This is a genomic window from Selenomonas sp. ND2010 (genome assembly GCF_000702005.1).
Classification (GTDB): Bacteria; Bacillota; Negativicutes; order Selenomonadales; family Selenomonadaceae; genus Selenomonas_A.
Map to the genome: position 1 here is coordinate 30848 of NZ_KL370848.1, position 21826 is coordinate 52673.

Genomic DNA, 21826 nt, shown 5'->3' on the forward strand with positions numbered 1-21826 from the left:
TTTCCTACCTCACCAAACATCAGAAGCTATACGACAATGCGGCCAGCAGGATATCATCATAACGGCCAAAAGTACCGTAATCCCCATCGCCCCAGTGCTTATCATACGGATTGAGTTTATAGTAAGCCAGCTCAAAGTTGGTATTGGACGCCAGCATAATCTGTGTACCAAGTCCCCAACCGCGGGTACCATTCCCCCAGCGGTTATCGCTGCCCTTGAAGGAGCTGTTGCCGCCGGCAAAATTAAGGTGATGGCCCCAGAATACTGAATCAACCGAGGCATTGCCCAGCGCTACATAATCCGCATAGACTTTCCAGGACCCCGGCTTATTCCAATCCATCTTGCCATAGGTAAGACGTGTCCAGAAACCATTTTTGTTGATGCGGGCATTTCTCGCATCTCCCGTCACCGAGTTGCCCGTGATATTATTGCGGACCCCCTCAGCAATGAGGTTGACCTTGTTGGAAAGCTGGGTATTGACACCAATGGCAATCTGATTGAACTTATAGTCTTTTTCATCCCATTTCGAGATCGTAGTTGTCGTCGCACCATTGAGTTTCTCCTTCAAATTCCCATCAGACGTATCCAAAGCAAAATTCATGCTTTGCTTATCCTGTTCGCTCCAGCCATAGCCCATTACCGTTCCATCGTCTGCCGTCCAGGATTTGCCCTCCATCCAATAATCATGACCATCGGTTCCCTTTACCGTCGCGTTTTCATCTATTCTCGTGTACGTATAATCCAAGCTTGTATTAAAACTAGAGCTGTGTGCCTTCAATTTATCCGTCGTATGCAGCATTGCCACCGTGAACTTCGTAGCCTTGCTAGCCTTGTACTCGGCATTGGCAAAATATGCCGGCATATTCACATCATGCCAGCCTTCGGCTGCCATATCGCCCCATCCAGCCATGAGATTAAACCGCGGGCCGAACTCATGGGATACATAGGCACCGTCCATGGAGTTCTCCCACCACAAGAGGCCCTGACCGAGGTTAAACTCATTGCGGCCTACTACCAGCGTCGTACCGGCATTCTTCCACTTCAGGCTCAGTTTATCGAGGCGTACCGAGTTCTGGTTGCGATCACTATTGTCCCAAGAGTTAAGATTCGCATTTGCCGGCGTATTATCGTACTGAGCGCCGCTATGAACAAAGGACGAATCCTCATATTTCAAACGGCCATCTACTACGAGGTTCTTAGCCGGTTCCGCATACATCCCCAGACGCAAGCGTTTCTCAAACTGCTTTTCTTTGCCCGCCTGCGGATTTCCCCAATAAGTATTGGGATGCGTCATCTTATTATCCTTGTTCTGGAAGAAACGGATGCGGGCATCGCCATACCACTTAAAGCTGGACTGCGTCTTTTTGAGATAATTCACATCTTCTTCCACCGCCGTCAGCCGGTCATCAATGTCGCTGAGCTCGCTGGCAAATTCGCGTTTAAGTTTACGAATCGCACCTTTATCCGCTGGTTTTGCCTTGTCGAAGTTAGCCATTGCCTTAGCGACAATTTCTGCCATCTCATAACGGTTCAGCGTACGATTGCCATGGAAATAACCATTATCGCCCTCAATAACACCATCTTTGGCCAGCATAGTCACGGCATCATAAGCCCAGTGATCCTGCGGGAGATCCTTAAACGGATTCTTAGCGGCATAACCTGTCGCCGAAGACGTCATAGCCACCGTGGTGAGCAGTGCTGCGGTAAGAACTTTTTTATTCATTTTTCCTCCTAATCCCTAAAACCTTACTTCTTTTATTCTAAAGATGCACCGAAGCCACTTTGTGGAGTTTCGCTCTGATGCATCCTAGCAACCTGTATCATAGCTTTTCTTAAAGTTTAAACAAAGCGACATTTTCATGCAGTTCATCTGCCATCTGCGCCAGCGTCTGGCTAGCATCAGCGATTTCATGAACCGCCGCTGTTTGCTCCTCCGTAGTCGCGGAAACAGTCTCAGCCTGCTGCGCCGTCTGCTGGCTGGCGTTCTTCATCGTACGGACATTATCGTCAATGGTCTCGCCACTCTTTGATACGCGCTGTACCGCCTGATTTATGCCATCAAGCTGCCCCGATACCTCATCGACAATCGCCACGATACTCTTGAACGCTTCCCCAGTCGACAGAATCGACTCCGTACCACTTTTGACCTCTTCATCACCAGCTTGGATACCAGCTACTACCGTCTGCGTATCCTGCTGAATCATCGCAATGAGGTCCGCAATCTGCTTCGCTGCCCGCTGGCTGGACTCAGCCAGTTTTCTGACCTCATCAGCCACTACCGCAAACCCGCGTCCGGCATCACCAGCACGCGCCGCCTCAATGGCCGCATTGAGCGCCAAGAGATTTGTCTGCTCGGCAATATCCGAAATCGTATCCACAATATTGCCAATTTCATCGGAACGCTTGCCAAGCTCCATAACCATACGCGTCGATTCCTCAGTAGTTTCCGCAATGCGCTTGATCTGGCTGATGGCCTTATTCAGCTGATCGCCGCCAGCCTGTGCAACCGATGCCGCTTCATGCCCCTTATCGGCTGCCTGTCGCGTACGCTTGGTAATATCCTCAATATTCGTATTGAACTGTTCCATTGCCTCAGTCGTGCTATTCACAGCCTCGAGCTGCTCGGATGCCCCGGCAGCTACAGCGGTAATGGCATCAGCAATCTGACTCGATGCCTGCGCGGACTGTCCCGTCGTAGCATTAAGCTCCTCTACCGAAGCCGCCAGACTTTCCGCTGACGTGCGTACCGTCTGGATTACCTTACTCACATCTTTGCGCATCGACTGCATCGCCTCGGCCAAACGCCCCAACTCATCGTCAGACTTCGTTTCGTTCTCATACTCCCGGAAGTCTCCCGAAGCCAGCCGGTGCATCTCATCCATCATGCCCTTGAGCGGTTTGGTAATGACATTGATTGCCACCGTAATACCAATCGAGATAAGGATAAGCAGCAGCAAGGAAATCCCCGCCATAATCATCAAGGCATTCATCGCTGGTGCAAAGAGCTCATCTTCATAAGCAATCGTCGCCAAGCTCCACCCCGTTCCCGGCACCGGATAGTAAATGGCAATCATCTTCTCGCCAGTGCTCTGCGTATAGCGGAACATATCGGCACGGCCGGATTGCATCTTTTTGCCGAGCTCCTTGACAGCTGGATCATCCATATCTTCAATTTTTTTATTCAGCACCATGTCACGATTTGGACTGTAAAGATAGGTACCATCCCCAGCAATAAGGATGCTATAACCATTATCGCCGAAATGAAGCGCCTTTACCTTGTCTTCGACCTCATTCAGCGTAACTTCCGCAGTGACCATACCCACACGATGGCCATCGGCCGCCTTTAATGCCGAAGCGACGACAAAAACAACATTGCCGGCTTTATCAAATTCTGGCTTCGTAATGATCTGATCCGAATCGCCTTTGACCACATCGGCATAGGCAGCCAAATTTTTGACATTTTCCGTACCCGGACCATTCTTGCCTATTTTTAGCAAATTGCCATTTCCATCCAGTGGCACATAGCCAATATTATCATACGACCGCACAAACTGCTCCTTCATGAGCTTCCAGCGCGGCTCATTGGCCTTCTGAATGGCAGAACTGTCACTGCCAGCACTCATATACGCTGGCGTCGACTGCTGTGTTTCCAGCTTGCGCTCATTCATCCAGTTTCCGATGGAGTCCGTAGTATCCTGCGTACCAACGATAGCACTGTCGAGGAGCTGCCGCTCAAGGACGCCATCCATATAGCGATAAATCACTCCGGAAAGAACCACCAGACCAACAGCTACGATTGGCAAAACCAGCAGGAGCAATTTCATCCGGATTGATTTCGCCCCCAGCGTTGAAACTCCGACTAAGCGATTCATGATTTTTTCTCTTCTCAAGGGTATCCCGCCTCCTTACTCGCCAGCCTTGAGGCCTGTCGCTTCAGCGATTTCCCGGACCGCTGCGTCCAGCGACGACTTTACATCTTTTCCCGCAATAACATTCTGGATTAGTTCCTTCGTAGCCTTGCTGCTATCAAGCGATATCGGGCCACGGTGCAAGGGCTGAATCTCCTCGGCCACCTTGGCAAACATCGTGTAGATGGCAAAACCAAAATAGTCATCACTCTTCTGGAATTCCTGGCTCTTATAAATTGGAGTATAAGCCGGGAACAATCCATGCTTCAGGGCGATAGCCTCGCCCTCATCGGTGTTCTCGCAGAATTTCACAAATTCAATAGCCGCCTCTTTATGACGGGAATTGGCCGCAATCGCCACCACCGATCCGCCAGCATTCGCAGCACGAACACCACCTTTTTCGATAGCCGGCAGCGGCATAATCTTCCATTTTCCCTTTTGGTCTGGCAATGACGAAGAAATATTTCCCGCAAACCAAACACCATAAGGAACAGCAGCAATCTGACTGCGCTTCATAGCCATCAGTCGGCCATCCCAGTCGCCGACATTTTTCAGCACGCCTTCTTTTATCATGCGCTGCATGAGTTCCATGGCTTTCTGCCCCTCGGCAGAATTCAAAACGATCGTTTTATCGTCCTGCGATACGTAGTGTCCACCAGCTTGGTTGAGCAGCTGGTCGTAAAAATCCGTATCCTCAGCGGTTCCCAACATGACCGTCTCGCCACCTGTCGCCGCCGATAACTTCTTACCCGCAGCAATTAAATCCTCCCACGTCTCAATCTCATCGACCTTGATCCCAGCCTTGTCAAAAAGATCGGAACGGTAAAATAACGCCGCCGGTCCCATATCGGTAGGAACGCCATAAATTTTGCCATCTTTCGTTACCGCTTCCCAGGATGCCGGTACAAAACGATCGCGACTATCCTCAAAGTCACTGCTTAAATCCAGGAATGCGTCCTCGTTGCGATTGAGGAACGTTGAAAAATCCCGATTCTGGAATACCATTACATCCGGCAAATCCGTACCAGCCGTAAGACGCGGCATAATACGCGTATAACTCGAATCCACAGTCTGTACATCCACTTTAATATCCGGATGCAGTTTCTCAAAGGCGGCTGCCTGTTCCCGGAACGTATCGGCTGCAGTATTCCATCCCACTACTGTAATCCGTGTGCTCCGCTCAGCCTGTTTCCCACAGCCAACAGCCAACGCTGCCAGCATACAGACCATAATCAGACACATAAGCCTTCTGAGTCTTTTTTGCATAAGTCTCTTCTCCCTCTACTATGAAATTGTACTCTTCCTTACATCTTATGAGCAGGCCAATTCTACCACAAATAAACTCGCAAGTAAACAATTAAATCACGCTTATTTATATGCATATCTAATCATATATTATTATTTTCTCGTAATTGATATAAAAACTACTCTTTCTACCTAAAATTGGCCCAAACACGATAACTATTCCCCAACAAGACACTACATTTTTCATTCTAAAACTTTTTCCAAAACTTTTTTCAAAAAAGCGTTGACAACACATATACACCATGATATTATAATATACGTTGATTGCGAGAGCGAACAACACCATGACTCAGTAGCTCAGCTGGATTAGAGTATTTGACTACGAATCAAAGGGTCGGGGGTTCGAGTCCCTCCTGGGTCACCATTTGAATGATAAAGCCTTACCTTATACGGGGTAAGGTTTTTTTGTATATAACAGCTTCTTTATATCCCCTTCCATATACAAAAAGGCCGCCCGATCAAGCATACTGTTGCTTGATCGGGCGGCCTTTTTCTTTTATCCTTCCACCACAGCCAAGGCTTCCACTTCGCACAATGCACCAGCTGGTAAATCCTTTACGGCTACACAGCTGCGGGCAGGTTTGCTGACAAAGTGCTTGGCATATACTTCATTGAATGCCTTGAAGTCGGCAATATCTGCCAAAAAGCAGGTTGTCTTTACTACGTGATTCATGTCAGTCCCCGCAGCTTCCAGAACAGCTTCGATATTTTTGCAGCACTGCTCTGCCTGGTCTTCAATCGTAGTGGCAACAATCTTGCCAACTGCCGGGTCAATGGCGATCTGGCCGGACATATAAAGCGTATTGCCAGCTAAAACAGCCTGACTATATGGACCGACTGCGGCCGGCGCTTCATGGGTATGGATTACGTTCATAAGGGTACCTCCTGCAATAGCATTCATAAATTCATCTTCTGCTATTGTACCCTATAACGCTATATGTTACAAGTTTACACAGCAATCTCCATGCATTGCTTTTTGTCGGGTGTATTCATCAACCCATTGATGCTGTTAAAGAGCACGGGCTGAATATCCACGGTAGGGAAACGAGCATCGCCGGCACTCCGTTCTGCCTGCACATAGACATTAAACGCTTCGACAAAGCTTACTCCACGACCACCACGTTTCAGCGCATCGCCGCAATCCTCCAGGGATTTATGGATGGAACCACGCATGTAGTTCGAGATTGCCCGGCAGAACAAGGCAGGCCAATAGCGATGCTGAAATTCCAGCGATTTATCCGAGTCCATCTCTACCATGCCGCACTGCTCCTTTACAGCAGCATCCTGTCCCATGGCATCGTACATCTGCGAAATCGCCAGACGAATCAGCCCTTTTTGCACATAATAAAGCGGTTCATCCTCATCCAAACGGCTGGCCGTCTGGGCATCTCCCAGCGCATCGTTATACTTCTGCATATTGAAGTAGGCCACACTACGCAAATAATAGGCACGAGCCGGTACCAGACAACCTCGCTCTTCAATGATAGCCGTGAGATTTCCAATTGCCTTTTCCGCCTCATCATCATTGATAAGCTGCTGATCCTGCGCCAACTCCTCCTCCAGGGTGAGTTTCTTCAGCGGTTGTTTGATTGGCTCTATTGGCTCTTCTTTTTCGGAAACAGCGATGTTGCCCGTCCCATCCACAGGGAGAAGTACAGCATCTACCTTTTCCTCCGTGATAACTGCGAGTGGCTTTTCGGCCGGTTCAACGACAGCCGATACCGTCGCATCCTCATTCAACGCCTGGGAAGCATTAGCCATAGCACTGCCTGCCAGCGTCACGCAGGCCAGTATTAAAAGGCAGATAACTCCTTTTCTCATCCATGAAACTCCTCTTCTCATCAAATTCCAATCCTATAAGCCTATTTTAACATAAACCAATATAAACCGCACCTGCTAATTTAGGAGTTTTGTCCTATAATATTTTGCTAATTGGCGTTATCTTTCTCCTATTTTATTGTCAACAACCTTGCATAGTCTTCGGATACTTTTGCGAAGTGCGTTTGCATAACGATCATCATCGGTTTCCGTACGGAACACACTACAGACAATGCTGCCCGTTTGCGAATCAATCACGCGCAAGGCCACACCGACCTCATACCAAAAAGAGTAATACCCATAATGATTGGTTATCACCGTCCGGTAGTAATTCTTCGTTGCCGTCTGCTTGTTTCCATTCGAATCCTCCCATTGGAATTTCTCCGAATGATCAAACATGGTCTGGGTCGTCGCATAAGGTGGATGCCAAGTCTGGCCGCTATTGCAGCGCGTGATTTTTCCTGTGATATAATAACGGGTCTTCGTGCCGGAATTGTCGAGTTTTACCTTTTTCAACCCATCTTCAAGCTCGTCTTGGATTGCATATTCCAGTGTTTTGGCGGTCAATTCGTCATCCTTGATATCTTCAGGGATTGCGATTTTCCCAATACTGATGGTCGGGGCATTGTTCGCCACTTTTTGCGCGGCATGACGTTTCAAACGCCCCCAATCACCGACAAAGTTCTTGGTAATCTGCTTGTAGGCATGCCACGCATCGACACCGTAGTTTTTATAATAATCCACCAGCGTCATAGCCTTTTTCCCGGTCGATGCATCATAGAGGACAAAATCCATGTCCATCATCTGCAGGTAGTTGTCATACGCTGGGATCTGATGGTTTTGAATCCACGTATGGTAATTGACTTTGTATTTGTTTCCCTTCGGGCCATTGATGATGTCATGATAAGCCTCCATCCGGACCGTAGTCCAAGTAGCGGGCGAACGATCCACGCGCACTTCCTGATGGCGCAGATGAGGAACCAGATAGCCATCGGCCATGGTGGCATCATAAATAGCTTTGGCTCGGCCTTCTTCACTGTTGAAGTTCCCGAGCAGCGCCTGATATTCCGGAGTTTCCCGCAAAATCTGCTTTTTTTCTTCCAACTGATTGCCAAAGCCCAAGAAATTGGTGTTCTTTATCTTTTTGTTGATGCGCGCATGCAGGTAGTTGTTATACCCTTGATTCGCCTCTACACGTCCGACGGCTTCGCTTCCCACCCGCATGGGTAAGAGAATGACTTTGCGAAACTGCTTTGCCTGAATGTCGGCACTTTCATCCATCCAAATATTTCCTGCAGCAGCAGCATGTGACATACCGAAAGTCCCAGACAACAGGACACCGACAGCCAAAAAACCAAGTATTTTTTTCATCTGCATAACCCCTTGTTCTCTCTTCAAGCTCTCCCCAGCGCTCACATTGCCTGTAAAAATTTATAGGCCAGATTTTGCGCAGCAATATCGAGTGCCCGGCTCACAGCCGTTTCCGTTCCCGACATTTTCCGCCGAACAATGACGCGATAATTGAGCTCGCTCTTGCGCCGCGAATCCGCCGTTGTGACAAAGACTACTTGCCCGGTATGCGCATCGATCACGCGCATGCTGAGTTCAACATGTGCGGTCTTATCCTTGCCTCCTACGCCGATGGTCCCACTCTGGGATTTGATATTGCTGACATTCGTCAGATATCCATAAATCAAATAATCGGCCTCATTTTCCAATTCGGGGATGATCTCGCCTTTTCCCAGCTGCTCCATAATGGCCACCTCATCATAACGGGCCCGGATGACATCCGTATCCATAGTCCGCACATCGATGCGAGGGCTCAGGCTCAATTCCGCTTCCAGCGTCGTGCGCGGTCCGGGGAGCATTTCTTCCGGTTCCATCTGAAAATCCGTCAGCGTCACCTTTGATTTGGACACCCGATTCTGGAAGCCGACCACCATGACCACAGGCCGATCTGCGGCCTGCACAGCCGAGGAAAAAATACCAGCGATAAGCACGCATCCGAGCAGAACCACCCCTATTTTTCGAAGCCATTTTGTCGTATCCATAGTTATTGCACCGCTTTCATGCCATTCTTGTTCAAATCCGCCACAATATCTTCAACCTGAGCCGCCATTACCTGATTGAGCATTTCATCAACATTCATGCCTTTACCATTTTTTACAATGGCAAAGTTCATGAGCTGTGCCGTCTTCTTGTTCTCGCAATGACCTTCAAACACCTTGCCATTGGCCGTGTTGAGGAGATAATAATCCACCACGGCGGTCACCTTTTTCCCACGGGTTTCGCGCTCCGTCCGCGAAGCAAACATGGTGTGCTTCAAGCGCACATCGACATCTTTGAGATTGACGAATAGCATATATTGCGCCCCATAATTCTGGGCAATCTGCTCCGCCTGCTGTATCATTGACGGCGACAGATGATACGGAACCCCACTTTGTTTGCGCCAATTTTCAATCCGCGCATCATCATAGAAATACTTGCGCCCCATAGCAGCATCGGCATAGCGCACCAGTTTTGCCGCCGCTTCCCCATGCTCGAACCAATGACCATGGATGATTGCATCCATGTGGATCATCGACAACTTCGCATCTTCCTCCGATGTCCCTTCATCGTGGCGGCCGGCTTCATTCGTCATATCCGCTCTGCTTACCACCTGAAAATTTTTGGCCGTCATGTTCTGATACAACTTATCCGCAAAAGTGTCAAAGGCCTCGCGCTTTAATTCATAGTCGCCATAACTCTGAACTTCACCGATAAAAATACGTGGTCCACTTCCGGCATTATGGAAAAGACCTGCCGCTGATACACTTCCCGTAAGAAATGAGAAACCGGCCAAAGCTGCCACTGCAATCCGGCTAAATGCTTTCATTCCTGTTCTCCTCTGTTATCACAAACCGGCTCAGCGTCTTTTCGCCGGTTTTACCTTGCCATTCATACGGGCCAACAGCCCTTGTTTTCCTGAGATGGCGTCGTGTACCGCTTCTTCCAGCGCCGTTTCTACCTGGCCTTTGTCAACATTGGCCGTACCAATCCGGATGATGTTAAGGGGAAGCTTGCCGACCGTATTGTGCTCTTTTCCCCGGCCCACAGCAGCCAGCACGATTCGACCCGTTTCCACATCCACTACACGCAGTGAAACCGTAGCAAAGACCTTATACCGGTCCGTTCCTGCACCAACGACCGAAGTGGAGGATTTCTGCGTCGTCACCGAATTGATGCTGCCAAGTACCAAATACTGTGCTCCCGTGAGATTTCCCACCTGAGCTGCCGTCTCAGGATTGGTCATCCCACTCATCGCCAGTGCCATCTCATCCGTTACATCCTTCAAACGTGCACGCTCTACCACGTCAAAGCTGCCGGTATTCAACAGCTCCGCAATGGCAAAATCGTGGATTTGATTCATCTCTTCACGATCCCACTCGTTGGAGATAATCCCTTTATTGGCAAAAGGCAGAACTGCCAGCGTCGGGTGATCCAGAATACTCACCGAAGCGGCACTTGCCAAGCTGTTTCCCATAACCAGCGTTACTACCAGGCACAAAGCGGCCATAATTCCCTTTAACTTCATCATCGATCCATCCTTTCATTTCCCCTTGTTCAACGGGAAACCGACATTTTAATCGTATTGTTGCTGATTCCAGCGACAAATATTCCCAAGGAAGTTTTTCCCTGCAGCGATTTCACTAATACTTCCGGTTTTACAATAGTATCCACCGACAAAATAGCCTTGCCGTTTTGATGCTCACGAATATAGACGTTTTGAACTATCCCCAGGGCACGCAAATCATCGGCCAGCTGCTGAACGGCCTGATAATCCATCGTGCGTACCTCCAGCTGCAAAGCCTGATTGGCGTTGGCACTGAAATGACGGAATTTATCCTCAAGCTTAGCCGCTGCATCCTTGGCAGCATTTCCAATCGCCTTTTGCTTAGCCGATTCCAGGCTGTTGTCCACCGCCTTGGCCGAATTCGTAAAGGTACCAACGATTTCTCCCGTATCGAATTTCAGAATCTTGACCGTCATCGACGCCTTGCCATTCTTGAGCAGTGTCGGCTCGTAGCCGCCTTTACCATTGGGCAGGGAAATCCCCTGGGACTGGGCCGTAGAGATGCCAAGTACCAGATAATCAGCCCCAAGCGATCGGCCGATACTTCCGAGCGCTGAACTGCCTTGGTAAATGCGGTTCAAAAGCCGTGCATCCTGCAGGGAGGAAGCGACTCCGGCATCCACCACATGGGAGAATCCCAAGTCAATAAGCCGGGCATTGATCGCCGATTCTGCCACTTGGTCATGGCCGAGGATATTTCCCTTGTCGTCCTGCTCCAAAATTACCACGGCAATGCGTGGATCATTGAGCATCATGAGCATCTTGAGATTGTTCATGAGCTTGGCATCCGGCGAGGTATCCACATCAACGCTTGCCCGCACATGAACAGAACCGCTCACGACATTCTGGGACAAAATCCTTATATCTTTTACGAATCCCTGCGATTTCATATAGATTTGATCCAGTTCGGTGGCATAGTTCGTCACCAACGTCCGGGAATCCACCAAAGTTCCTACTACTTGTTCCACGGCGGCCCGCGATGCATCACGGATGGCACTGTCCTTATCTGCCCCATACCCATCAACGACTACAGCCTGTGCGAAGGCAGATTGTGCCGCCAAGGTCATCGCGGCCCCCAAAATCAAGGATATCTTTTTTAATTTCCCCATAGTTGTCGCTCCTCCCTAGAATTTTACGCTTTAAATATAACATGACTGCCTTAGAAATTCAATATATCCCACCAAGGTCCTAACGATAAAAAAATCCCGCAGTCGAAACTGCGGGATTTCTGCTAGCATATAAATTGTTTTCCCAAACGGAAATTATTTAGCCATTGCTTCCTGAACGGCAACAGCAACAGCAACAGTCATGCCGACCATCGGGTTGTTACCAGCGCCGATGAGGCCCATCATGTCAACGTGTGCCGGAACGGAGGAAGAACCTGCGAACTGAGCATCGCCGTGCATACGTCCCATCGTATCCGTCATACCATAGGAAGCCGGGCCGGCTGCCATGTTGTCCGGATGGAGCGTACGGCCCGTGCCGCCACCAGATGCAACGGAGAAGTACTTCTTGCCGTTCTCGATGCAGTCTTTCTTGTAGCAGCCTGCAACCGGATGCTGGAAGCGCGTCGGGTTCGTGGAGTTACCCGTGATGGAGATATCAACGTTCTCGAGTTTCATGATGGCAACGCCTTCCTGTACGGACTCAGCACCATAGCATTTAACTTTGGAACGCAGGCCATCGCTGTAAGCGATTTCCTTAACAACATTGACTTTGTCAGACTTGAAGTCGTACTCCGTCTCTACGAACGTGAAACCGTTGATACGGCTGATGATCTGAGCAGCATCTTTGCCAAGGCCGTTGAGGATAACGCGCAGCGGGTTCTTACGAACTTTGTTAGCCGTCTGAGCGATACCGATAGCACCCTCAGCAGCTGCAAAGGACTCGTGACCAGCCAGGAATGCGAAGCAGCCAGCTTCCTCGGAGAGGAGCATAGCGCCGAGGTTACCATGGCCGAGACCTACTTTACGATGGTCAGCAACGGAACCCGGTACGCAGAAAGCCTGGAGGCCTTCGCCGATAGCTTTTGCAGCATCAGCAGCAGCCGTGCAGCCTTTTTTGATTGCGATAGCAGCACCCAGCGTGTAAGCCCATTTCGCATTCTCGAATGCGATCGGCTGGAGATCTTCTACGATCTTGTACGGGTTGATGCCCTTCTCGTCGCAGATTTTCTTTGCGTCCTCGATGGATGCGATATCATATTTTTTGCAAACTTCATTGATCTGGTCAATGCGGCGCTCATAGCCTTCGAATAATGACATTCTATTCATTCCTTCCTTTTACCTAAAACTTGCGGAAATCTGCCAAGAGTATTTCTTACTCTTCGCGCGGATCGATCGTCTTGACAGCGTCAGCGAAGCGGCCCTTCGTGCTCGTGTTGGCTTTGATAGCTTCGTTAGCATCTTTGCCGGCACGGACAGCTTCCATGACTTTGCCAAGCTGAACAACTTCGTAGCCGATTACGCGGTTCTCTTTGTCGAGACCGAGTTTCGTAACATAGCCTTCAGCGAGTTCGAGGTAACGCGGGCCTTTCTTGAGCGTGCTGTAGAGCGTACCCGTCTGGCTGCGCAGACCTTTACCAAGGTCATCGAGGCCAGCGCCGATTGGCAGACCATCATCGGAGAATGCAGTCTGGGAACGGCCATAAGCAATCTGCAGGAAGAGTTCGCGCATAGCGGTGTTGATGGCATCGCAAACGAGGTCAGTGTTCAGAGCCTCGAGAACCGTCAGGCCCGGCAGAATCTCTGCAGCCATTGCTGCGGAGTGCGTCATGCCCGAGCAGCCGATCGTCTCAACGAGGGCTTCCTGGATGATGCCGTCTTTGACGTTGAGCGTCAGTTTGCAGGCACCCTGCTGCGGAGCGCACCAGCCGATACCATGAGTCAGGCCGCTGATATCCTGTACATTCTTGGATTTAACCCATTTGCCTTCCTCTGGAATCGGAGCAGCGCCATGATGTACTTCCTGCGCTACGCATGCCATGTCTTCCACTTTCTGTGAATAAGCAATCATTGTTCGTATTCCTCTCTTTTCTAAAATATAATACTGAGGTGCAACCTTTAAACAAACGCCCGTAAGGGGCTAGCATGGGAAATGACCACTACACCTGCAGTGGTCTCCCCCGCTTACGCACCCTTGCTCAAGGGATGCTGCCTCTGACCTGCGGATAATTAAAGTTCGACGAGGTTCTTGCCGTTCATTTCAGCCGGAATCTCAACGCCAGCCATCGTCAAGAGCGTCGGTGCGATGTCGCAGAGAGCGCCGTCTTTGACGGATTTGACGCGGTCAGATACCACGATGAACGGAACCGGATTCGTCGTATGTTTCGTGAACGGCTGGTTGTTTTCGTAGTCCATCATGATGTCAGCGTTGCCGTGGTCAGCTGTGATGCAGACCTCGCCGCCAACTTCACGGATGGCATCGACAAAACGGCCAACACACGTATCAACCGTCTCAACAGCCTTGACAACTGCCGGGAATACCCCCGTATGACCAACCATATCGCAGTTTGCATAGTTGAGGATGATGAAATCGTATTTTTCGGACTTGATAGCCTCAACGACTTTATCCGTAACCTCAATAGCGCTCATTTCCGGCTGGAGATCATAGGTTGCAACCTTCGGAGACGGAACCAGGATGCGATCCTCACCCTCGTACGGCTCCTCGACACCGCCATTGAAGAAGAAGGTTACATGTGCGTACTTCTCCGTCTCAGCGATGCGCAGCTGCGTCATGCCCTTGGACTCGATAATCTTACCCAACGTATTCTCGATAGTTTCCGGTGGGAAGGCAACTTTTGCATTCATGCCGTCCTCGTACTGGGAGAACGTTGCAAACGGAACCTTGAGCTCCTCATCACGCTCGAAACCATCAAAGGTCTCGTCAACGAATGCATGAGTGAGCTGACGGGCACGGTCCGGACGGAAGTTGAAGAAGATAGCGCCATCGCCATTCTTCATGCCTTCGTAGCCCTTGATTACGCACGGCATAACGAATTCATCGTTCTTGCCAGCTTCATAGCTTGCCTTGAGGCCTGCTACAGCAGAATCTGCGCTTACGCCCTCTGCATGAGCGATTGCCTCATATGCCAGCTGCTCACGATCCCAGTTGTGATCGCGGTCCATAGCATAGTAACGGCCGCTCAGCGTAGCAATGCAGCCAGCGCCGATTTCCTTGCATTTTGCTTCAAGTTCCTCCAAGAACGGCTGAGCGCTCTGGGGCGGAACGTCACGGCCATCGAGGAATGCATGAACGAATACATCCTTGATGCCTTCTTTTTTCGCAAGCTCGAGCAGTGCGTAGAGGTGAGCCTGATGGCTGTGGACACCGCCCGGAGAAACGAGGCCCAGCAGATGAAGGGCACCGTTATTTGCCTTCACGCCATTAACGATATCAAGCAGGGCTTCATTCTTGAAGAAGTCGCCATTCTTGATGTCACGCGTGATGCGAGTGAGCTGCTGATAGATGACGCGGCCAGCGCCGATGTTTGTATGACCAACTTCGGAGTTGCCCATCTGGCCATCCGGCAGACCGACGTATTCGCCGGATGCCTGCAGCTGACTCGTTTTGTATTTTGCCATAAGGCCATCGAGTACCGGCGTATTCGCTACCTGTACTGCATTGTTCTTATCGCTTTTGTCACCGAGGCCGCAGCCATCCATGATGATGAGTGCAACCGGTGCATTTTTAAGTTTTGCCATTTTAAGATACTACCCTTCTAAGAATCAGTAGTTAACGATCTGGCTGAAGTCCTGAGCCTTCAGGGATGCGCCGCCTACGAGTGCGCCGTCAACGTTCGGCTGTTTCATGAGATCTTTGATCGTAGCCGGTTTTACGCTGCCGCCGTACTGGATGCGGATAGCGTCAGCTGCTTCCTGACCGAATTTCTTCGCAACAGCTTCACGGATTGCCTTGCAGACTTCCTCAGCCTGCTCGAACGTAGCCGTTTTGCCCGTGCCGATAGCCCAAATCGGCTCGTAAGCGATAACGAGTTTAGCAACCTCAGCAGCCTCGAAACCTTCGAGAGCAGCGTTGATCTGAGCAACGACATGGTCGATGTACGTGCCAGCTTCGCGAATCTCGAGGGACTCACCGCAGCAGATGATCGGCGTGATGCCAGCAGCGAAAGCAGCGCGAGCGCGTTTGTTTACGCCCTCGTCCGTCTCACCGAAGTAGTCACGGCGCTCGCTGTGGCCGAGAACGACGTAATCAACGCCGATTTCGTTAAGCATGCCCGTGGAGATTTCGCCCGTGAAAGCACCATTTGCTTCCCAATGAACGTTCTGCGCACCAACATGGATGTTCGTGCCTTTGACTGCAGCAGCGACGGAGGACAGAGCCGTAGCCGTCGGGCAGACAACAACATCAACCGTTGCGTCTTTGACCAGCGGAGCCAGAGCCTTAACGAGCTCAACGCCCTGTGCAATCGTGTTGTTCATTTTCCAGTTACCAGCAATAATCGGAGTTCTAGCCATTATATAAAAGCCTCCCTAATTAAATCTTATGTCTATGAAGCCTGCTTTTCCCAGCAGCCCTATCCACCCTCAGAGAAGAAGGCGTCGTTTCAAGGCAATGCGTTTATCAGGCCCCAAGGATGGGGCCCGCGGCCGTATATTCCCGGATGGAATATCCGGCCGCAGTTTCTTTTGGTACTTTTCTTTGCCCCAAAGAAAAGTACTAGGAATCCTTATTTATCAGCGATAGCTGCAATGCCCGGCATCTCTTTGCCCTCGAGGAACTCGAGCGTAGCGCCGCCACCCGTGGATACATGGGAAATCTTGTCCGTCAGGCCCGTCTTCTTCAGAGCTGCAACGGAGTCACCGCCACCAACGATGGAGATAGCGCCCTCTTCCGTAGCTTTCGCAACAGCCTGAGCAACAGCCAGCGTACCATTCGCGAAAGCGTCGAACTCGAATACGCCCATTGGTCCGTTCCAGACAACCGTCTTAGCACCTTTGAGTGCCTCAACATATTTCTCAGACGTCTTCACGCCAGAGTCAAGAGCCTGCCAGCCCTCAGGAACTTTGTCAACGTCAACCGTCTGCGTGTTAGCATCTGCAGCGAATTTATCAGCGATAACGAGGTCAACCGGCAGAATAACCTCAACGCCCTTCTCCTCAGCTTTCTTGAGGAGGTCACGAGCGAGATCGTATTTGTCCGGCTCGCAGAGGGAGTCACCGATTGGCAGGCCTTTTGCTGCATCGAAAGTATGAGCCATGCCGCCGCCGATGATGATTTTGTCGACTTTCTCGATCATGTTGTTGATAACGCCGATTTTATCCGAAACCTTAGCACCGCCGATGATAGCGACGAACGGACGCTGCGGAGCTTCAAGCGTCTTGCCGATGTAGTTGATCTCTTTTTCCATCAGGAAGCCAGCGACAACCTCGACGTACTGAGCGATACCAGCGTTGGATGCATGGCCGCGGTGGGAAACACCGAAAGCATCGTCAACAGCAACATCAGCCAGGGATGCGAGCTGTTTTGCAAATTCCGGATCGTTTTTCTTCTCTGCTTTGTGATAACGGAGGTTCTCGAGGAGCAGGACTTCGCCAGCCTTCAGATCAGCGGCAGCCTTCTCAGCCTCAGCACCAACGCAGTCCGAAGCCCATTTTACCTCTTTGCCGAGGAGCTCGGACAGATGAGCAACGAGGTGCTTCGTGGAGAACTGCGGCTCACGAGCCTCGCTCGGACGGCCGATATGGCAAGCCAGGATTACAGCTGCGCCATTGTCGAGCAGATAGTTGATGGTCGGCAGCGTGCGAACCATACGCGTATCGTTGGTGATGTTCTGGTTCTCATCGAACGGGACATTGTAATCAACGCGGACAAATACTTTTTTGCCTTTGACGTCAATATCTTTGATGGTTTTCTTATCCATGTTGAAACCTCCAAAATAATCTTTACATGATAAAAAAATTGAGGTCCGGCCCAAGTTTTAGGCCGGACCTCAAAAGATCTTCGTTTTGTTCAGTTACGAATCAAACAATTAGCCGAGCTCAGCGAAGTATTTGATCGTGCGAACCATCTGGCTCGTGTAGCTGTTCTCGTTGTCGTACCAGGAAACAACCTGAACCTGCGTGCCACCCTCAACCGGGTTAACCATCGTCTGAGTAGCATCGAACAGGGAACCGAAACGCATGCCAACGATATCGCTGGATACGATCTCATCCGTGTTGTAACCGAAGGACTCCGTAGCCTGAGCCTTCATAGCTTCGTTAACCTGCTCAACGGAAACGCTGCCTTTGACAACTGCGTTGAGGATCGTCGTGGAACCCGTCGGGGTCGGAACGCGCTGTGCAGCACCGATCAGTTTGCCTTTGAGTTCCGGAATTACGAGGCCGATAGCTTTAGCAGCGCCCGTGGAGTTCGGAACGATGTTGCAAGCTGCTGCACGGCTGCGACGGAGGTCGCCTTTACGCTGCGGGCCATCGAGAGTCATCTGGTCGCCCGTGTAAGCGTGAATCGTGCACATGATACCGCTCTGGATTGGAGCGAGGTCGTTCAGTGCTTTAGCCATCGGAGCAAGGCAGTTCGTCGTGCAGGATGCAGCGGAGATAACCTTGTCTTCCTTCGTCAGCGTCGTGTGGTTAACGTTGTATACGATCGTCGGGAGGTCGTTACCAGCCGGAGCGGAGATAACAACTTTCTTAGCGCCTGCAGCCAGATGTGCAGAAGCTTTCTCTTTGGAAGTGTAGAAACCAGTGCACTCGAGAACAACGTCAACATCATGTTTAGCCCAAGGAATGTCTTTTGCATCCTTCTCAGCATAGATCATGATCTCTTTGCCGTTGACTTTGATGCTGTTTTCGCCAGCTTCAACCGTATCAGCATATTTGTACTTACCCTGCGTGGAATCGTACTTGAGCAGGTGTGCGAGCATTTTCGGGCTCGTGAGGTCGTTGATTGCAACAACTTCATAACCCTCAGCGTCGAACATCTGACGGAATGCGAGACGGCCGATACGGCCAAAACCATTGATAGCTACTTTTACTGCCATTTGAAAAATACCCCCTAAATTCTTTAGAAGTTCAGTTCTTACAGGTCTAATAATACAATAAGCAAAGAGGAAATGTCAATGTTTTTATCATAAATTTGACCAATTATTATATGAATCGGTTTCATTGTTTTCTGACTTTTCTGTATGAATAAGTAACAATACTCTTTCGCTTTCGCAAACGTGCTAAACGCAGATAAACAATAGGAACACCTGCCAAAAACAGCAAAAAGTGACAAGCAATTATACTTGTCACTTTCATTTGCATATATAAATATCATTTATGATTATTTATCGTTATTATCATCCATCTTTTCAAGTGCCAACAAGGCCTGCACATAAATGGCACATTCCAGACGCTTTTTCTGAATTTCACAACCGACTTCATACGGCTTGCGAATATCGCCATGGAAGAGATCGGCATTGGCATGGCAGCCACCGGAGCAGAAGAAGCGCGACCAGCAGTCGCCACACTTTTCTTTGTTGAGTACGTGGCTTTCACGGAAATACTGGCTCGTTTCCTTATCCGTAATTCCCGTATCTACCGTACCGATTTTGTATTTCTCACGACCAACAAACTGATGGCACGGATAGAGGTCGCCATTTTCAGCGACTGCCACATATTCATGACCAGCACCGCAGCCCGAAAGGCGCTTGGCCACACACGGACCATTGGAAAGATCCATATTGAAATGGAAGAAGAAGAATCCCTTGCCCTCGCGATGACGCTTCATATAAGCTTCCGTCAAGCGATCGTACTCTTCGCGGATGCGCGGCAAATCCTCTTCAGTAAAGCCAAGCGGATTATCCTTCAGGACTACCGGCTCCATGGACAGGATGTCAAAGCCCTCATCATTCATCGACAGGACATCCTTCGTGAAATCCATATTATTCTTGGTATAGGTACCACGCAGGTAAGTATAAACGCCACGGTAATCATAGTCCCCGCCCTTGCGGCTGGCCAGGCACTTCTTGAAGTTGGCAATTGCGCGGTCATAGCTGCCCTGGCCGCCAGCCAACGGACGCATGGCGTCGTGAACTTCCTTGCGGCCATCAAGCGAGAGCACGAGCGCAAAGTCATTGTCGTTGAGCCATTTGATGTTCTCGTCATTCAGCAGGATGCCGTTTGTCGTCATCGTAAGCTTGAACTTCTTGCCCGTTTCTTTTTCGCGCTGACGTGCGTACTCTGTCACAGCCTTGACCGTCTTCATATTCATGAGCGGTTCACCACCGAAGAAATCCATCTCGAGGTGCTTGCGCGGGCCGCTGGCCTTGATGAGATAATCGACCGCTTTCTTGCCGACTTCCGGCGTCATGATCGCACGTTCCTGACCGTAGCTGCCGCCGTCACCAAAGCAATATTTGCAGCGCAGGTTGCAATCCTGAGCAATCATCAAGCAAATGGATTTTACCAGCCCCGTCTGTTTAAACGTCGGAGGAACGTTGATATCCGGTGCGAAAAGTTCGCCGGCCGCCATTAGTTCATGAAGTTCTTCCAACGCTTCCTTGAGATCCTTTAAGGGATACTTCCCCTCCAGCGCCTGAAGTACCGCATCATCGTTCGTTCCGTCAAACGTATCCATCATCTCATAAATCATCTTGTCGATGACATGAACAGCACCACTGTTGATATCCAACAGGATATAGGTACCATTCTGCTCAAATTTATGGATTCTTGCTTTCATTTGTCTCTTGTTCTCCTTAATTATTTGTTGCTATATAAAAACAGAAATCATTCATAAATAAAAAGCCTTCCCCAAAAAGGGAAGGCTTCAATGCGATACTTATTTCTCGCAAACCTGGTTGCCGACCGTGCAGGAAGTCTTGCATGCGGACTGGCAGGAAGCCTGGCACTCGCCGCAGCCGCCCGTCTTGAGCGTAGCCTGCATCGATGGCTTGTTGACCGTCTTGATGTGTTTCATCATTAGCCCTCCTATCAAAAATAGAATCTCAGTCTATTATATCGCCTTTTCCGCAGCAGTACAAGGAATTATTTCTGACAACTTTCCCGCAAACGGCCACAGAACGTGACCACCGAAAGCTCTAACGCATCGGCAAAGTCCAACGCCAAATCAAAATGCGCACCAATCGCATCAGCCGTATGTGCATCCGACCCCAAAGTGATTTCCCGTCCCCCTAGTTCCCGGTACCGCCGATAAATCGGGACGAGTTCTTTAAGCGCACGGGCACTGCCGAGCCGGCGGGTATTCAGCTCCAGCACCGTATCGGTTTCCACCACTGCCCGCAGGACATCATCGACATCCTCCGTGAAATTCCCATACTCCAGCTCGGGATTATCATAAGGGGCATAACGGGCAATATAATCAATATGCGCCAGGACATCAATAAACGTATGACGACGTACATTATCCGCCATAGCCGCAAAATATCTATGATAAAAATCCTCTTTGGACAAATCGCCATAGCTTTCCTTATAATAGATATCTTTGCCATCCACCATGTGAATTGCCCCAACGACAAAATCAAAGGGCAGCCATTCCGTAAATTCACGGCTGCGGTCACAGGTCGACGCCTGCATCCCCACTTCCACGCCCAAACGAAGCTTGTTGCCACGAAACCGTTCGTAAGCGTTCCAATAATCGTCGGGATTGAAGGTAAAATCTATCTCTCCAGGATAATCAAGGTCCAGATGCTCCGTGAACACCAGCCCTAGTCCCAATCGCTCTGCCGCCGCCAGTGCATCGGCAGCCTTCATTTCCGAATCTCCCGAGAATTCGGTATGGCTATGACTGTCAAAAATCATTGTTAGCCTTCTTTCTGCTCGGCTTTATAAGCCTCCTGCAGTGCAATCGCCAGCTGATCCGGGCACGAGGTCGACTTGCCGTTGCACGTATTCCCCGTAAAGCGCTCAATGACGAAATCCATATCCATCCCCTCTACGAGTTTGGAAATCCCCTTGAGATTGCCATTGCAGCCTCCCTCAAACGCCACCTTTTTGATGACCTTACCCTCAAGTTCCACCGTAATCTTTCTCGCACAAGTGCCATTGGTCTTATATTCGTAAATGCTCATTGCTTTCGCTCGCTTTCCTTATACTTCTTGATTCTTTATCCTATCTTACTGAATTTTCCTCAGATTAGCAATTACTTACTCCTTATTTTTTTTATAAATTACGGATATTTCATTGGTAAATATGTCCCATATCGGCTATAATTACAAATA

General features: G+C 49.9%; 20 protein-coding genes and 1 tRNA gene. 1 reads left to right on the plus strand and 20 read right to left on the minus strand.

What is annotated here, in order from left to right:
- Positions 1-19: 19 nt before the first annotated feature.
- From T504_RS0112970 to T504_RS0112980, 3 genes are all read right to left on the minus strand, one after another.
- Positions 20-1723, minus strand: a complete 1704-nt coding sequence (locus T504_RS0112970; RefSeq protein WP_033171486.1) for an S-layer homology domain-containing protein — start codon at positions 1721-1723, stop codon at positions 20-22.
- A 109-nt stretch (positions 1724-1832) separates the two neighbouring features.
- A complete protein-coding gene (locus T504_RS0112975) occupies positions 1833-3890 on the minus strand; it encodes a methyl-accepting chemotaxis protein (RefSeq protein WP_156033555.1) in 2058 nt (685 codons plus the stop codon).
- A gap of 15 nt (positions 3891-3905) precedes the next feature.
- Positions 3906-5174, minus strand: a complete 1269-nt coding sequence (locus tag T504_RS0112980) for an ABC transporter substrate-binding protein (RefSeq protein WP_081823476.1) — start codon at positions 5172-5174, stop codon at positions 3906-3908.
- Between the two features lie 325 nt (positions 5175-5499).
- Here T504_RS0112980 and T504_RS0112990 point away from each other — a divergent pair.
- Positions 5500-5577, plus strand: a tRNA-Arg gene (locus T504_RS0112990).
- 132 nt (positions 5578-5709) lie between these two features.
- Here the strand turns inward: T504_RS0112990 and T504_RS0112995 are convergent.
- The 17 genes from T504_RS0112995 to T504_RS0113070 form a co-directional block, all read right to left on the minus strand.
- Entirely contained in the window at positions 5710-6087 is a 378-nt protein-coding gene (locus T504_RS0112995) for a RidA family protein (RefSeq protein ID WP_033171489.1), read from the minus strand.
- 74 nt (positions 6088-6161) lie between these two features.
- On the minus strand, positions 6162-7034 hold the full coding sequence (locus T504_RS0113000; protein ID WP_033171490.1) for a tetratricopeptide repeat protein: 873 nt from the start codon (positions 7032-7034) through the stop codon (positions 6162-6164).
- A 117-nt stretch (positions 7035-7151) separates the two neighbouring features.
- Positions 7152-8402, minus strand: a complete 1251-nt coding sequence (locus T504_RS0113005; RefSeq protein WP_033171491.1) for a hypothetical protein — start codon at positions 8400-8402, stop codon at positions 7152-7154.
- A gap of 41 nt (positions 8403-8443) precedes the next feature.
- Complete coding sequence (locus T504_RS0113010) at positions 8444-9082, minus strand: CsgG/HfaB family protein (RefSeq protein ID WP_033171492.1); 639 nt, start codon at positions 9080-9082, stop codon at positions 8444-8446.
- Positions 9083-9084: 2 nt separating this feature from the next.
- Entirely contained in the window at positions 9085-9906 is an 822-nt protein-coding gene (locus tag T504_RS0113015) for a hypothetical protein (protein WP_033171493.1), read from the minus strand.
- A gap of 30 nt (positions 9907-9936) precedes the next feature.
- Positions 9937-10608, minus strand: coding sequence for a CsgG/HfaB family protein (locus T504_RS14070; protein ID WP_081342188.1), 672 nt, complete (start codon positions 10606-10608; stop codon positions 9937-9939).
- Between the two features lie 26 nt (positions 10609-10634).
- Positions 10635-11753, minus strand: a complete 1119-nt coding sequence (locus T504_RS0113025; protein WP_033171494.1) for a hypothetical protein — start codon at positions 11751-11753, stop codon at positions 10635-10637.
- Between the two features lie 153 nt (positions 11754-11906).
- Positions 11907-12908, minus strand: a complete 1002-nt coding sequence (locus T504_RS0113030; protein WP_033171495.1) for a GGGtGRT protein — start codon at positions 12906-12908, stop codon at positions 11907-11909.
- Positions 12909-12963: 55 nt separating this feature from the next.
- The gene (locus T504_RS0113035; protein WP_033171577.1) at positions 12964-13656 is read right to left on the minus strand and encodes an iron-sulfur cluster assembly scaffold protein; all 693 of its coding nucleotides are present in this window, start codon (positions 13654-13656) and stop codon (positions 12964-12966) included.
- Between the two features lie 161 nt (positions 13657-13817).
- On the minus strand, positions 13818-15347 hold the full coding sequence (gene gpmI / locus T504_RS0113040; RefSeq protein ID WP_033171496.1) for a 2,3-bisphosphoglycerate-independent phosphoglycerate mutase: 1530 nt from the start codon (positions 15345-15347) through the stop codon (positions 13818-13820).
- Positions 15348-15371: 24 nt separating this feature from the next.
- On the minus strand, positions 15372-16121 hold the full coding sequence (gene tpiA / locus T504_RS0113045) for a triose-phosphate isomerase (RefSeq protein ID WP_033171497.1): 750 nt from the start codon (positions 16119-16121) through the stop codon (positions 15372-15374).
- 212 nt (positions 16122-16333) lie between these two features.
- Entirely contained in the window at positions 16334-17527 is a 1194-nt protein-coding gene (gene pgk, locus T504_RS0113050) for a phosphoglycerate kinase (RefSeq protein WP_033171498.1), read from the minus strand.
- Positions 17528-17635: 108 nt separating this feature from the next.
- Positions 17636-18646: a type I glyceraldehyde-3-phosphate dehydrogenase gene (gap, locus tag T504_RS0113055; protein WP_033171499.1), complete on the minus strand. Its 1011-nt coding sequence runs from the start codon at positions 18644-18646 to the stop codon at positions 17636-17638.
- 284 nt (positions 18647-18930) lie between these two features.
- Complete coding sequence (scfB, locus tag T504_RS0113060; protein WP_033171500.1) at positions 18931-20328, minus strand: thioether cross-link-forming SCIFF peptide maturase; 1398 nt, start codon at positions 20326-20328, stop codon at positions 18931-18933.
- A gap of 99 nt (positions 20329-20427) precedes the next feature.
- A complete protein-coding gene (scfA, locus tag T504_RS14330; RefSeq protein ID WP_072022752.1) occupies positions 20428-20565 on the minus strand; it encodes a six-cysteine ranthipeptide SCIFF in 138 nt (45 codons plus the stop codon).
- 68 nt (positions 20566-20633) lie between these two features.
- The gene (locus tag T504_RS0113065; protein WP_033171501.1) at positions 20634-21407 is read right to left on the minus strand and encodes a histidinol-phosphatase HisJ family protein; all 774 of its coding nucleotides are present in this window, start codon (positions 21405-21407) and stop codon (positions 20634-20636) included.
- 2 nt (positions 21408-21409) lie between these two features.
- Positions 21410-21676: a TIGR03905 family TSCPD domain-containing protein gene (locus T504_RS0113070; RefSeq protein WP_033171502.1), complete on the minus strand. Its 267-nt coding sequence runs from the start codon at positions 21674-21676 to the stop codon at positions 21410-21412.
- Between the last annotated feature and the right edge of the window lie 150 nt (positions 21677-21826).